Source organism: Brucella pseudogrignonensis (assembly GCF_002252525.1).
Classification (GTDB): Bacteria; Pseudomonadota; Alphaproteobacteria; order Rhizobiales; family Rhizobiaceae; genus Brucella; species Brucella pseudogrignonensis.
The window spans coordinates 1-13,086 of the sequence record NZ_NNRM01000051.1 but is presented as its reverse complement, the minus strand read 5'-3'; the positions used below and the strand labels follow the sequence as shown (position 1 = coordinate 13,086).

Below are 13,086 nucleotides of genomic sequence, written 5' to 3'. Positions count from 1 at the left end.
CTCTCCTCACTTGTTGAGGAGAGCCGCTTCATTTTGTTTTGTTTTTAAAACGCTGCCTTTTCCAAGGCGGCGGGAATACCGCAGAGGCAATCATGAGTGCTAAGACCGCTACCGCTGCAAATCCGCTTGGGCTTGTAGCCGTCATCGGCCTTGCCATTGTCGTCGCGGTTCCGTTTATTTTCATTGTTTTGCAGGCCATTTTTCCGCAGATCGGGCAGGGCGTGTTCAGCGCGCCTTTTGTGCATTTGCCTGCATTGTTTGAAGATCCAAAGCTCCTGCGCATGATCGGCAACACCATTTTGCTCGGTGTCAGCGTCGTCGTGCTGTCGGCTATCATCGCAGTGCCGCTCGCCGTGTTCCGGGCGCTTTATAAAGTGCCGTTTGCGCTGGTCTGGGACGTGCTGATGCTCGTGCCCTTCATGATCCCGCCCTATATTGCGACGCTTGGCTGGATCATGACTTTGCAGCCGCGCGGTTATCTCGATCAGCTTGCTGGCTTCAACCTCGCACCGTTTCTGTTTTCGCTTGGCGGTATGACATTCGTGATGGCGCTCAACACGTTTCCGCTGGTCTATTTCGCGGTGTCGCGCACGATTGAAGCGGTTGGCGCACGCTATTCCGATGTGGGCCGTGTGTTTGGCGCGTCGCCATGGCGTTCTTTCTTCCGCATCACGCTGCCGTTGGCAACACCGGGACTTGCAGCAAGTCTGCTGCTCGTATTCGCTTCGGCAATCGAGGAATATGGCACACCAGCTGCACTTGGAAGTCGTTCGGGCTTCGACGTGCTGGTAACGGAAATCGACCTTCGCATATCTGACTGGCCGATTGATCTTTCGGGTGCAGCTGTGTTCTCGCTGGCACTGGTGTTGTTATCTCTTGCGGCTTTCATGCTTCAACGCTGGATTTTGACGCGCCGTTCTTATGTGACGACTGGCGGTAAACCGCAGAACAAAGACAAACGTGATCTCGGTGCGTTCAAGGTTCCTGTCATCATCCTGTTTGGTGTGGTTGCATTTGCTGCAACCGGCGTGCCGCTCCTTGCCATTCTCGCAACGGCCATGTCGAAGACCATTTCCGGCGGGCTAACGCTGTCTAATCTCGGTTTTGATAATTTTGCAGATATCGCTGACAACAGCGCGGGCGCTATGCGAGCGCTTACCAACAGTCTTTCATTGGGTGTCGCAAGTGCGCTTCTGACCGGTTTGCTGGGTGCTATCGCTGCCTATGCAGTTGTGAAAATGCGTTTCCGTGGGCGTTTCTGGCTCGATGTTCTAACAGTGCTGCCAAATTCGCTTCCCGGTGTTGTTGTTGCGGTCGGTCTTATCCTTGCGTGGAACCAGCCATCACTGCTCATTTCACCTTACAATACGCCGCTCATTCTGTTGCTTGCCTATTGCTGTATCTTGCTGCCGCAGCCAATCCGTTATGCAACGGCGGCGTTTCATCAGATTGGTGATAATCTCGAAGCTGCGGCGCGTGTCTGTGGAGCAAGCAGTTTTACGACTTTCCGCCGCATCATGCTGCCGCTGATCGCACCAAGCCTGATTACCGCGATGCTGTTGGTCTTTGCGGTGGCAACGCGTGAGCTGGTTGCTTCCATTCTGGTGGCGCCTGTCGGTATGCAGACGATCTCCATCTTTATCTGGCGTCAGTTTGAACAGGGATCAATTGGACTTGGCATGGCCATGGCGTTCATTGCGATCCTGTTGACGACACTGCTGCCGCTTCTTCTTATGGGACTGCTCAAGCGCACAGGTTTGGTGAAAACCTAAAGCGGTTCTTGTGGAAGCCGAATTTCCAGAACCGCTTTTTTTCTTTCGTTTTCGCATTATCCAACGCAAAACCGCTTCGGACTTTTGCTGGAAATGCTCTGCCTGTCGACAAATTGCGTACAGAGATTTATCCTTTCAGCGCGTCACAGAGTCCGTGGCGGGCTGAAAGGAATAAGCAATGTCTCTCACCACCCAATATCCAAGCATTTCCAATGATGAGCGGCTGGAGCGTATCGACGTATTGCGTCGTCGTCTTAGCGAAACAAACATTGGTGCCTTGCTGCTTGGGTCGACCGAGAGCCTGCTTTATTACACGGGCCTTGTCTGGCATTCGAGCGAGCGCCTGCTTGGCGCAGTGATTACGCAAAGCGAGATTGTCTATATCGTTCCGGGTTTTGAGCAGAGCCGTGTGGAAAGCCTTCCGCATTTGGCTGGTGAAATCCGCATCTGGCAGGAAGAGCAAAACAGTGCAGCCCTCGTTGCCTCACTGCTGAAAGCCGGCGAAACGCTCGCCGTTGACGATGCTGTGCCGCTCTTTGTTTATATCGCTTTGCGTGGACAAATTGGCGCCGACCGTCTTGTGGATGCTGGCCCGATCATTCGTGAACAGCGTATCGTCAAGTCGCAGACCGAAATCGACATCATCAAATATGCCATGGGGCTGACGCTGGAAGTGCATCGCCGCGCACATCAGTTTATTCGTCCGGGCATAGCCGCCTCCGATGTTGTGCGCTTTATCGACGAGCAGCATCGTGAATTGGGCGCTGGCGGCGGCTCGACCTTCTGTATCGTTTCCTTTGGCGAGGCCACCTCTCTGCCTCATGGCGCGGATGGCGAACAGTTCTATAAAAATGGCGATGTTATTCTAGTGGATACCGGTTGCCGGATCGATGGTTATCATTCCGATCTGACCCGCACCTATATGCTGGACGAGCCGACAGCCGATTTTGAACGCATCTGGACAATTGAACGGCAGGCGCAGCAAGCCGTGTTCGATGCTGCGAAGATTGGTGCTGCCTGTTCCAGCCTCGATGATGCCGCTCGCGCCGTGCTGGTCAAGCATGGCTTAGGGCCAGATTATCAGCTCCCCGGTCTTCCGCATCGTGCGGGGCACGGTCTGGGACTGGAAATCCATGAAGCACCTTATATTGTTCGTGGCAATCAGTTGCCGCTGCAACCGGGTATGTGCTTCTCAAATGAACCGATGATCGTCGTGCCGGGACAGTTTGGCGTGCGTCTGGAAGATCATATTTACATGAGCGCTGAAGGCGCGCAGTGGTTTACGCAGCCCGCCAAGGGACCAACCGAACCATTTGCGTGATTTTTGTTTGTCGCATTATCCTACGCAAAACCGCTACGCACTTTTGCTGGAAATGCTTTAAAGGAGATGCCGATGACGGAAAGCGATACAAACGCCATCCCTGAACGCAAGCGCGGTTCTGGCGGGAAAATGGTCTATGACCTGCTGCGCGATGAAATCCTCGATCTGGTGCTGCCTCCCGGCAGCCCGATCGACGAGGTACAGCTTGCAGAGCGGTTCAAAATGTCCCGTACGCCAATCCGTGAGGCTTTGGTGCGGCTGGCAGGCGAGGGCCTAATCGACACCCTGCCAAATCGCTCGACCATGGTGTCGAACATCGATTTCCTCAACATGCATACCTATTTCGACGCGCTGACTTTGATGTATCGCGTCACAACCCAGCTTGCAGCCAAGAACCATCGCCAGGAAGATCTGGATATCATCGCGTTGCATCAGGCCGAGTTCACCAAGGCTGTGGAAGCGCAGGATGCGCTTTTGATGATTGCGACCAATGCGGAACTTCATCTTGCAATTGCAGAGGCTGGGCGCAATCCCTATTTCACGAGCCTTTTCAAACGTTTGCTGGATGAAGGTCGGCGCATTCTGCGACTTTATTATCAGTCCTATAATGATCAGTTGCCCCGCCGCTTTGTGGAGGAGCATGAAGAAATGATCGCAGCAATCGCTGCACGGGACATGAAGCTGGCCGAACAGCTGGCTCATGAACATGCAGAACAGATCGTGCGTCAGGTTCAGAAACTGGTAATGCGCGATGACCGTCTGGAAATAAGTTTGTAGCCCCACATAATTTCTGTCGACAAATAAAATACAGACTGATATATCAGTTACAGAGGCTGACAGGCGGCATTGCGTCGCCAGTGCTTCAGTCACTCTGGTTTTGTTTTGTTGCATTTTCCGATCCACGTCGCTTCGCGCATGACGGAAATGCTCTGAGAGGAGTTTTAGATGGCTGCCAATATCTTTTCCGGCGTGATTCCGGCTCTGATGACCCCTTGCAAGGATGATCGCACACCCGATTATGATGCGCTGGTGCGCAAGGGTAAGGAACTGATCGCCGCTGGTATGTCGGCTGTCGTTTATTGTGGTTCGATGGGCGACTGGCCGCTCCTCACAGATGAACAGCGCATGGAAGGCGTTGCACGCCTGACCGCTGCTGGTATTCCTGTTATCGTTGGAACCGGCGCTGTGAACACAGCCGTTGCCGCAGCGCATGCAGCACACGCGCAGAAGGTTGGCGCCAAGGGCCTTATGGTCATCCCGCGCGTCCTGTCGCGTGGTTCGGTGATTGCAGCGCAGAAAGCGCATTTCAAGGCCATCCTGTCGGCTGCACCTGATCTGCCTGCCGTTATCTACAACAGCCCTTATTATGGCTTTGCCACTCGCGCGGATCTTTTCTTCGCTTTGCGCGCAGAGCATCCGAACCTTGTTGGCTTCAAGGAATTCGGCGGCCCTGCCGACATGCGTTATGCAGCTGAAAACATCACCAGCCGCGATGATGATGTCACGCTGATGATCGGTGTTGATACGGCTGTGTTCCACGGCTTCGTCAATTGCGGTGCAACCGGCGCCATCACCGGCATCGGCAATGTTCTGCCGAAGGAAGTCATTCAGATGTGCAAGCTGTCGCAGGCTGCAGCTGCGGGCGATGCTGATGCACGCCAGCGTGCGCTTGAACTCGAACAGGCGCTTGCTGTGCTTTCGTCCTTCGATGAAGGTCCGGACCTGGTGCTCTATTTCAAGCACATGATGGTTCTGAAGGGCGACAAGGAATACACGCTGCACTTCAACGAAACAGATGCTCTTTCCGACAGCCAGCGCGGCTATGTCGAAGCGCAGTTCAAGCTGTTCAACAGCTGGTATGCCGAGTGGAGCAAGCTCCCGGGTGCTGTTCAGAAATACGCGGCTTGAATATAGCCTGAAAGTAAAAAGCCCTCCTTTCGGAGGGCTTTTTTGTATTAGGAGATCGCATCCAACCCTTTTTCCAGCAGCAGATCAAGCTGATCGATTTCCGCTTTGGTAAGCTTGACGCCTTCGCTGTCAGATTCCGCGCGTGCCTTGAAGCGGCGTTGTGACGGCAGGCGCGCGCCCTGACCGACGATTGCCTCAAAGAATGCTTCCGCACGGGCAAATGGATCGCCGGGTCGGCCCTTGGCAAAGGCTTCCGGTGAAAATGCAATGATGAGTTCGCCATGCACCGGCGACAATGTGGTGGTACCAAGGAAATCGAGCACTTCGGGACTGGTCAGGTCGCCGATCATGATGGCAGCGAGCAGTTCGACCATCGTGCTGATCGCGGAACCCTTATGCCCGCCAAACGGTAGCATAGCACCCGCAAGTGCTGTTTCCGGGTCAGTCGTTGGGTTGCCTTCCGCATCCAGCGCCCAGCCTTCCGGCAATTGTTTACCAGCGCGACGATGAAGTTCGATCTCGCCACGCGCCGCAACAGAGGTCGCAAAGTCAAAGACGTAAGGCGATGTTTCCTTGCGTGGCCAACCAAAGGCAAAAGGATTGGTGCCGAGCAAAGGCTTGTTGCCGCCGGTGGGTGCCACGGTTGCATAGCTCGGGCACATGACGAGTGCGGCAAGGCCTTCGCTCGTCAGCGCTTCAACTTCAGGCCAGAGTGCCGAAAAATGCGTGCAGTCATTGATGACAAGCGCTGCGATACCGTTTCTACGCGTGCGTTCGGCAAGTGCTGGTACGCCCAGTTCGAAAGCCGGGTTTGCAAAGCCGAAATTCGCATTGACGCGCACGATGCTGGAGGCTTCGTCTTTCACGATTTCTGGAATTGCGTCTGCTTTTACCTTCCCGGCCTTGACTGTGCGAAGCGCACCCTCGATACGGTATATGCCGTGAGATTTGCAGTGATCGCGTTCACCCGCAACAATCACACGAGCGACGGCCGCAGCCTGTATAGCGTTCAACCCTGCTTTACGAAAAATCGCCTCTACGCGTTCGTGAAGCGTGGCAATGCTCAGGATGGTAGTCTCGCTCATCATGCGTCTTTCATGGCTGCGCCTGACGGGAGGGGCCCACAGGCAATTGATATCTGCGCACACACTGTATACAAACATTTGGGGTATACAATCATTAGGCAAGTGCAATTTAGATGCAGCCGGATACTGGCTTAATTGCACGTCGATTTCTACAGGAGGATGTACGAATGGCATTTACGCCCAAAGGAAAACACCTTGTTGCTGGCGAATGGCTCGACGGAGCCGGCACTTTTGAATCTTCACCAGCAAGTGGGCCTGCTCATTCGTTTGCAGTCGGTACAGTCGATCTGGTGAATCGCGCCTGCGAAGCAGCCGAAGACGCTTTCTGGTCTTACGGTTATTCGACCCGCGCCGAACGCGCTACTTTCCTGCGTGCAATCGCTGATGAAATTGAAGCACGGATTGCTGATATCGTCGTGATCGGTTCGCAGGAAACCGGTTTGCCCGAAGCGCGCCTTCAGGGCGAAACCGGCCGTACTACCGGCCAGCTGCGCCTGTTTGCTGACCATATCGAAAAAGGCGATTATCTTGATCGCCGTTTTGATGCAGCGCTTCCTGATCGTCAGCCAGCGCCACGTCCTGAAATCCGTCTGGTTCAGCGTCCAATCGGGCCTGTAGCGGTTTTTGGTGCATCGAACTTCCCAATGGCATTTTCGACTGCCGGTGGTGACACCGCAGCAGCCCTCGCTGCCGGTTGCCCTGTGGTCGTAAAGGGCCATTCAGCGCATCCGGGAACGGGTGAAATCGTGGCACAGGCTGTTGAAGCAGCTATTGCCAAGACGGGCGTTCACCCGGGCGTGTTCTCGCTCATTCAGGGCGGACGCCGCGATGTCGGTCACGCGCTGGTTCAGAATCCAAACATCAAGGCTGTTGGATTCACCGGTTCGCTGGCTGGTGGCCGTGCATTGTTCGACCTTTGCGCAGCACGTCCTGAGCCAATTCCATTCTTTGGTGAGCTTGGTTCGGTCAATCCGATGTTCCTGCTGCCAGAAGCCATGAAAGCCCGTGCTGAAACGCTCGGACAGGGCTGGGCCGGTTCGCTGACCATGGGCGCAGGACAGTTCTGCACCAATCCTGGCATCGCAGTCGTTCTTGACGGAGCTGATGCAGATACCTTCACAACAGCTGCTGTCGAAGGTCTCAAGAAGGTTGCTCCGCAGACCATGCTGACCGACGGTATTGCGCAGGCATATCATGACGGCAAAGAGCGTTTTGAAACGCGCAACGCTGTTAAGCCACTGTATGAGACGGAGTCGTCAGGTCGTCAGGTTTCACCAAATCTGTTTGAGACCACCGGCGAACGCTTCCTGTCCGATCACGCGCTTGGTGAAGAAGTGTTCGGTCCTCTCGGACTTGTTGTCCGTGTGGGTTCGGTCGACGAGATGGAAAAGCTCGCGCGCGGCTTTGAAGGCCAGCTGACCACGACCATTCATATGGACGGTGGTGACATCGCCTCTGCACAGAAGCTGCTTCCAGTGCTGGAACGCAAGGCAGGTCGTGTTCTCGTCAATGGCTTCCCAACTGGCGTTGAAGTGGTCGACTCGATGGTTCATGGCGGACCATACCCGGCATCCACCAACTTTGGTGCAACCAGCGTTGGCACGATGTCGATCCGTCGCTTCCTGCGCCCGGTTTCCTATCAGAACTTCCCGAAGGAACTTCTGCCAGAAGACTTCGCGTAATCGCGTAAATACAAAACAGAAAGCCCCTCTATTGGAGGGGCTTTTTTACTGGTTATTCATAAAGCGCTGCGGCTAGTTTTCGTATGGCCTCGGCGGTACGTGGACCAAAACCAAGCATATATGGCCCATCAAGCACGACGAGCGACTGGCTTTTAGCAGCTGGAGTTTGCTGCAAGGCTTTGTGCGAGAATACATCTTCACGGGTTGGCCCACCATTTCCGTCCGAAAGCATCAGAACGACGTCGGGTTCAGCCTTGACCAGCCATTCTTCCGATACAGGCTTATAGCCGGAATAGACGGACAGCGGATTGATCCCGCCTGCATAACGGATGAATGCATCGGCAGCCGTATCACTGCCCGCGCCGCTCAGACGTGCCAAGCCATGGAAGAAGACCACTTTCTTTTGCTTGTCTGACGATATCTTGCTGGCATAAGCCGTCGCGGCATCGAAATCGTCGATGACTTTCTGCGCCAGAGCATCACCTTCTTTTTCGAGGTCGAGGCGTTTTGCAATGAGCCCGATCTTTTTGACCAAGCCCGCACGACTGTTATCGACCGGAATATAAAGGATCTCGACTGCTGACTGGTTGAGCACATCGGTTGTTTCCGGTGGCCCAATGTCTTCAGATGCAATGATGAGATCTGTGTTGAGTGTCAGGATGCCTTCAGGCGACAGGCTACGGCGATAGCCGACATTGGCTTTCGTGGCGGTCTCGGCTGGGTATTTGCTGCTGCGATCAACCGCGATGATCTTATCACCTGCCCCCAATGCAAAGATGATTTCCGTGACATCCGGGCCGAGCGAGACAATGCGTGATGCCTCTTTGGTTTCCGCGAGAGCAGGTGCCTGCGGCAAGCTGACAAGGACAAACAACGTAAACAGCAGTTTTACGACGCTTGCATGAATATGATTGGGAAAATGCACGACTGTTTGATCCGATTGATGCCATGAATTCGATCAATCAAATTTATTTAATATGAGAAAATTAATCAAGTTAAATGAAGTGCTGTAGATCATACTAAGCTTTAGGCTTCAGCTGATGGTCGCTTTCGAATTGCGTCGAGAATACTTCTTTACAAGACGGAAGCTTTGCTTGTGAGACGAACGGCCGGAAGAGTCGACCAATGCGGATAGCGCTCGCGCATAATCAAGTACAAGGCCCGGCGTCCAGGCCATGGATTCAGCACGTTTACGCATCAAACCCGCTGCCCACAACTCAGGAAAAACGATTGCCTGTAAGGCTCTGAAAACCGGCCATCTATGTTCGCGATAAACACCTTCGAGAGCTGCATCGAGAGCATCCGCAACGGCGCTGGAGCAGTTTCTGTTTGTCAGATTATAGGTGTCGTTAGCGCGATAATGTTTCCAGAATGCGCGTAGTCGAGCTGCATCGATATTTTTGATCTCAACTTGAACCGTTGAAGGGCACCATTCGGCTGATTCAACTTCATAACTCGGGAGAAAGCGACCGGGTACGTTGTTATCAGCTGTAGCTCGCAAAGTGCGGCTGAACTCGTCGGGATTGCGGTCGATTTCGGCAGCGGGATAATGGCTGATGTAAAGATCAGGGGACATTTCAAGTGCGGCATGACCGGTCGAGATAACGCCGTTGCCGTCGATGGCGGCAATATAACGGTTGATCGCTCGCTGACGGAGAGATGTCATTGCTGTACCAGTTGGCGTCCAGACATGAACGGTCAACTGCTTGCGATTTCTGGCATTGCGCTTTCTATAAAGCTGTGCGGCACGGTGATTGAAAGGATTGCGGCTCAGAATGCTTGTGAGTGATGCACCATCCTCGAGGCGCTTTATCCGGAAGGCTATGTTCAGAAGCCCGATGCCAGTCAGTACAAGTACCGCGCCGACATTGGTGCCAACAGTACCTTCATACCAGGTAGGCCAAGGCTGGAGTGTTGCGATGGCCAGCAAAACTTCGACGATGCCGCCGATCAGCCCTACTTTCCAGCGTGGATAACGTACAACCCAAGCGCTGCCAATGCGGACTATGCCGTCAATGAGGAAGCATAGTCCGAACAGTATAGCGAGCGCGAAATTGCTCGCCGGTGTTGAGCTAATAATCAATATGCTGACGCCAAGGAGGGCTACACCCTGTACGATACGCATTCTTCGGGCCGTGCCGTAACTGGCAAAGGCTGCAAACAGGCACAAGGCGGCTTCGGGCAGGAGAAAATAGCCAAATAGGCGTGCTGAAATAACGGTTTTGCCATCCAGAGCATCGATGATGATGAGCGCTCCGCCGACGATCCAGAGGATGGAGATCGCAAGCAATGTCCTCCAATGCCGCTGTATGATCTCGCGACCAAGCAGAAGAAACAGTATCCGTATCACCCCACCACTCCGAAATCTGTTTATGTGACCTTTAATAGACGGAATGTTTGGTAGGTTTCAATGTAAAAGAAAACTAAAATTGAGCCATATTCATTAGCACTATTTGTTGATGCATTTTTTCTAGATGGGAAGAATATGTATTCAACAAAAAAGCCCCGAAAACGGGGCTTTTGAATTTTCAAAACATGTCAACTGATCGCTCGCCCGATCCATATGAGAATGCAGGCACCTATGAAGCCCGCTACCAGATAACCAAGCCATCCGCCAAAGGATACGCCAAGGAAGCCGAAAATAAAGCTCGCAATAGCAGCGCCGATAATACCAAGAATGATATTCATGAATATGCCGGTGTCGCTATTCATGAAGTTGGATGCGATCCAGCCTGCAAGACCACCAATGATAATTGCTGCTATCCAGCCTATACCTGCGTCACCCATTTCAGTGCTCCCTGTCTGACAAGATATTTAACGATATGTATCAGGAAGTTGTTTCGACAAGGGGCGCTCGCGAACGCCAACATGTTTTCAAGTAACGGGTCTATGGCTGTTTCTTTTGCAATTAGCTGGCGAGTCGACTTGTGAGTAGCTGTTCCGCTTTTTCACGTTCGTTTGGCATCAGATCGATCCGCTCAAACCGATCGTCCAGCAGAACAGGTAACGTACCTTCAGCGCGGGCCACGACCAGGCCAAAAGTCTCGTTAGTTTTTTCATCATAATAAAGATAAGGCGTCTCGGTCTTTGCGAAGCTTGAAAGAATAGTCCGCTTCTTATGAGCTTTTAGCAAAGGAGTATAACCAACTTTGACGCGCCCCATGCTGTCTTTGCGCGAGACAATCTTTGCCCAGCAAAGCTGAAGCGGTGATGCTGTTTTCGCTGCGGAAATGGCGCTCGAAATTTGGAGAAAGCGTTTAATAAAGAGGATGACGCAGCCAACCATGATGCCAACAAGCAAAACGCCTACGCTCAGACGATTCCAGAATTCATCGAGAGCTAAAGTAAGTGTCGCATTGTCTGGGTTGGATTTCTGTACGACGACGTCTGTCTCATAATCACCACTCGACAGACTTACAAAGGAAAAGTCGACAGTCTTGAGTTTTGTCTCTCCTTCGTAACGATAAGAAAGCGTGGCTTTGCAATCGGTGATCATCTTTTTGCTGCGGCAGCTTCCATCAAAAATGGTGGAATCTTCAATAATAAGAGGGTCGTTCTTGATTAGATAATCAGAGTAAAGTCCCGGTCCCCAGACAACCGTTACAACAACTGAGATGATTGCGAATATGATTGCCAGTAATAGCAATTTCCATCTATCCGCAAATCCGTGCTTTTTAATTTGAATTGGTCGGACAGGGATAACGCCAGACAAATCCGGCAATGTGTAATTGTCACTCATAGATTTAACATCTTTGGTTATTGGGAGGAAGGATGTGTCATCTAGCGGAATATTAGCTCGTACTTGAATAAAATTATCCAGATATCCAGTAACGTAAGGTTACGGTCTTTATATTTACGGGAGCTGCGAGTGCTCATTTCTCGTGGATATTTGAATGTGGATTCAACTCATGCGTGCCTGCTGCTTTGCAGAAAGGTTTTATCGGAACAAAAGTCTCATCAGGTGCATTTCGGTCGTGACAAACACGTCATAATGCCGTTTCGGAGAATGAATATGCGCCGTTTTATCCTGTCTGCCGCCGCTACAATCGCTATCGTGTCGTTTGCGAATGCCCAGACCGCTACGATGACTGAAGAAACGGAAACAGAAGTTTTTGTAACAGCAAAGCCAACGGATGTTCTTAGCTATAATCTGATTGGCCTTAGCATTTTAAACGGCGACAATACTACGATTGGTGAAATCAAGGACTTGATTATTTCTGACGGCCACCTTGCAGGATATATCATATCTGTAGGTGGTTTTCTGGGAGTGGGGGAAAAATATGTCGTTGTTAGCCCAGAAGCAGTAGATATCACGTATTTTGACGATGAGAAAAAATGGTCCGCAGTTATGAATTCGACCAAAGATGAAATACAGAAAGCACCGGAATTTAAATACGAAGGTCGCTGGGCTAAGTAAGGGTGTTGATGTCAGGAGGAATGAGGTTTTCTAACATTTCGACATGCACTTGAACGCTTGAGGAACAGTTCACCACTTTCCTCATTTTTCTAGTGGGAGTGATGGCCGTGTCAACCGAACGCGAGCCTATAGAAAACAAGGGCATTTTTTCGGTTTCTTCCTGTGGCCAACGAAATGGCAGCCGAGTTCTTGTCCCCTCCGACCGTCGCTCTCTTTTCCCCAGGAACTCAAAATTCCTCACTCGGGTTCTTTCGTATTTGAAATTAATTAGTGAGATCTGAAAACTCATCAACTGACTGTAAATCCTTTGGGCGCTCATCGCGTTGCTATTTGTATTTTTACATCGGTTGGCAGAGCTGCATCGGCGCGCGAGAAGGCCTCGATGCTTTCGTTGAAATCATATGTAGCGGATATTTTTCAACCTGCCTGATTGACGGTAATTGCGATCATGTGAAGAATATCATCGGCGCTACATCCGCGTGAGAGGTCGTTGGCGGGTTTAGCAAGGCCTTGAAGCACGGGGCCGATGGCTTGTGCTCCGCCGATGCGCTGCGCAATTTTGTAGCCTATATTGGCGGCTTCCAGATTGGGAAACACAAAGACATTTGCATTACCTTTGAGCGGAGACTCTGGTGATTTCGCATGACTGATTGCTTCAACAAATGCAGTGTCGAATTGCAGCTCCCCATCAACACAAAGATCTGGTCTCCTTGCACGCACAGTGTTGGTCGCCTGAATAACTTTTGATACGCGTTCATGTGCGGCGCTGCCACCAGTCGAAAATGAAAGCATCGCGACCGCCGGATCTTTCCCGGTTAGCTGTTCATAAGAGTCTGCTGACTGCGTGGCAATATCGGCTAGTTGGCCGGAATCCGGCTCGACCACAAGGCCGCAATCCGCA

At 52.2% G+C, this 13,086-nt stretch carries 12 protein-coding genes; 6 read left to right on the top strand and 6 right to left on the bottom strand.

Annotated features, from left to right (window positions below; all coding sequences use genetic code 11):
- The first annotated feature begins 92 nt into the window (after nt 1-92).
- The 4 genes from CEV34_RS24695 (at nt 93) to CEV34_RS24680 (ending at nt 5,001) form a co-directional block, all read left to right on the top strand.
- Nucleotides 93-1,772 carry an ABC transporter permease gene (locus CEV34_RS24695; protein ID WP_094544736.1) on the top strand — a complete coding sequence of 560 codons (1,680 nt, stop codon included), beginning with the start codon at nt 93-95 and terminating at the stop codon, nt 1,770-1,772.
- A 178-nt stretch (nt 1,773-1,950) separates the two neighbouring features.
- On the top strand, nt 1,951-3,093 hold the full coding sequence (locus tag CEV34_RS24690; protein WP_007879934.1) for a M24 family metallopeptidase: 1,143 nt from the start codon (nt 1,951-1,953) through the stop codon (nt 3,091-3,093).
- Nucleotides 3,094-3,165: 72 nt separating this feature from the next.
- Nucleotides 3,166-3,870, top strand: a complete 705-nt coding sequence (locus tag CEV34_RS24685) for a GntR family transcriptional regulator (protein ID WP_007879932.1) — start codon at nt 3,166-3,168, stop codon at nt 3,868-3,870.
- A gap of 168 nt (nt 3,871-4,038) precedes the next feature.
- A complete protein-coding gene (locus CEV34_RS24680; RefSeq protein WP_007879926.1) occupies nt 4,039-5,001 on the top strand; it encodes a dihydrodipicolinate synthase family protein in 963 nt (320 codons plus the stop codon).
- Nucleotides 5,002-5,048: 47 nt separating this feature from the next.
- On the opposite strand, the gene CEV34_RS24675 is transcribed toward CEV34_RS24680, so the two are convergent.
- The gene (locus tag CEV34_RS24675) at nt 5,049-6,086 is read right to left on the bottom strand and encodes an Ldh family oxidoreductase (protein WP_007879924.1); all 1,038 of its coding nucleotides are present in this window, start codon (nt 6,084-6,086) and stop codon (nt 5,049-5,051) included.
- A gap of 167 nt (nt 6,087-6,253) precedes the next feature.
- On the opposite strand from CEV34_RS24675, the gene CEV34_RS24670 reads away from it, so the two are divergent.
- On the top strand, nt 6,254-7,768 hold the full coding sequence (locus CEV34_RS24670; RefSeq protein WP_094544735.1) for an aldehyde dehydrogenase (NADP(+)): 1,515 nt from the start codon (nt 6,254-6,256) through the stop codon (nt 7,766-7,768).
- A gap of 52 nt (nt 7,769-7,820) precedes the next feature.
- Here the strand turns inward: CEV34_RS24670 and CEV34_RS24665 are convergent, their stop codons facing one another.
- From CEV34_RS24665 to CEV34_RS24650, 4 genes are all read right to left on the bottom strand, one after another.
- Nucleotides 7,821-8,693, bottom strand: a complete 873-nt coding sequence (locus CEV34_RS24665; protein ID WP_007879923.1) for a heme/hemin ABC transporter substrate-binding protein — start codon at nt 8,691-8,693, stop codon at nt 7,821-7,823.
- Nucleotides 8,694-8,801: 108 nt separating this feature from the next.
- Nucleotides 8,802-10,118 (bottom strand): HdeD family acid-resistance protein, encoded by a 1,317-nt coding sequence (locus tag CEV34_RS24660; RefSeq protein WP_039860935.1) that lies wholly within the window; start codon nt 10,116-10,118, stop codon nt 8,802-8,804.
- 188 nt (nt 10,119-10,306) lie between these two features.
- Nucleotides 10,307-10,555, bottom strand: coding sequence for a GlsB/YeaQ/YmgE family stress response membrane protein (locus CEV34_RS24655; protein WP_007879920.1), 249 nt, complete (start codon nt 10,553-10,555; stop codon nt 10,307-10,309).
- 121 nt (nt 10,556-10,676) lie between these two features.
- Entirely contained in the window at nt 10,677-11,507 is an 831-nt protein-coding gene (locus CEV34_RS24650) for a hypothetical protein (protein WP_143853505.1), read from the bottom strand.
- 273 nt (nt 11,508-11,780) lie between these two features.
- On the opposite strand from CEV34_RS24650, the gene CEV34_RS24645 reads away from it, so the two are divergent.
- A complete protein-coding gene (locus CEV34_RS24645) occupies nt 11,781-12,185 on the top strand; it encodes a PRC-barrel domain-containing protein (RefSeq protein ID WP_007879917.1) in 405 nt (134 codons plus the stop codon).
- Between the two features lie 417 nt (nt 12,186-12,602).
- Here the strand turns inward: CEV34_RS24645 and CEV34_RS24640 are convergent.
- Nucleotides 12,603-13,086 (bottom strand): phosphate acyltransferase (locus tag CEV34_RS24640; RefSeq protein WP_268877862.1); only part of this gene is annotated, 484 nt, incomplete at its 5' end.

Coding starts and splice junctions, on each gene's coding strand:
- CEV34_RS24695 (WP_094544736.1), top strand. CDS start 93: ATGAGTGCTAAGACCGCTACCGCTGCAAATCCGCTTGGGCTTGTAGCC.
- CEV34_RS24690 (WP_007879934.1), top strand. CDS start 1,951: ATGTCTCTCACCACCCAATATCCAAGCATTTCCAATGATGAGCGGCTG.
- CEV34_RS24685 (WP_007879932.1), top strand. CDS start 3,166: ATGACGGAAAGCGATACAAACGCCATCCCTGAACGCAAGCGCGGTTCT.
- CEV34_RS24680 (WP_007879926.1), top strand. CDS start 4,039: ATGGCTGCCAATATCTTTTCCGGCGTGATTCCGGCTCTGATGACCCCT.
- CEV34_RS24675 (WP_007879924.1), bottom strand. CDS start 6,086: ATGAGCGAGACTACCATCCTGAGCATTGCCACGCTTCACGAACGCGTA.
- CEV34_RS24670 (WP_094544735.1), top strand. CDS start 6,254: ATGGCATTTACGCCCAAAGGAAAACACCTTGTTGCTGGCGAATGGCTC.
- CEV34_RS24655 (WP_007879920.1), bottom strand. CDS start 10,555: ATGGGTGACGCAGGTATAGGCTGGATAGCAGCAATTATCATTGGTGGT.
- CEV34_RS24650 (WP_143853505.1), bottom strand. CDS start 11,507: ATGAGTGACAATTACACATTGCCGGATTTGTCTGGCGTTATCCCTGTC.
- CEV34_RS24645 (WP_007879917.1), top strand. CDS start 11,781: ATGCGCCGTTTTATCCTGTCTGCCGCCGCTACAATCGCTATCGTGTCG.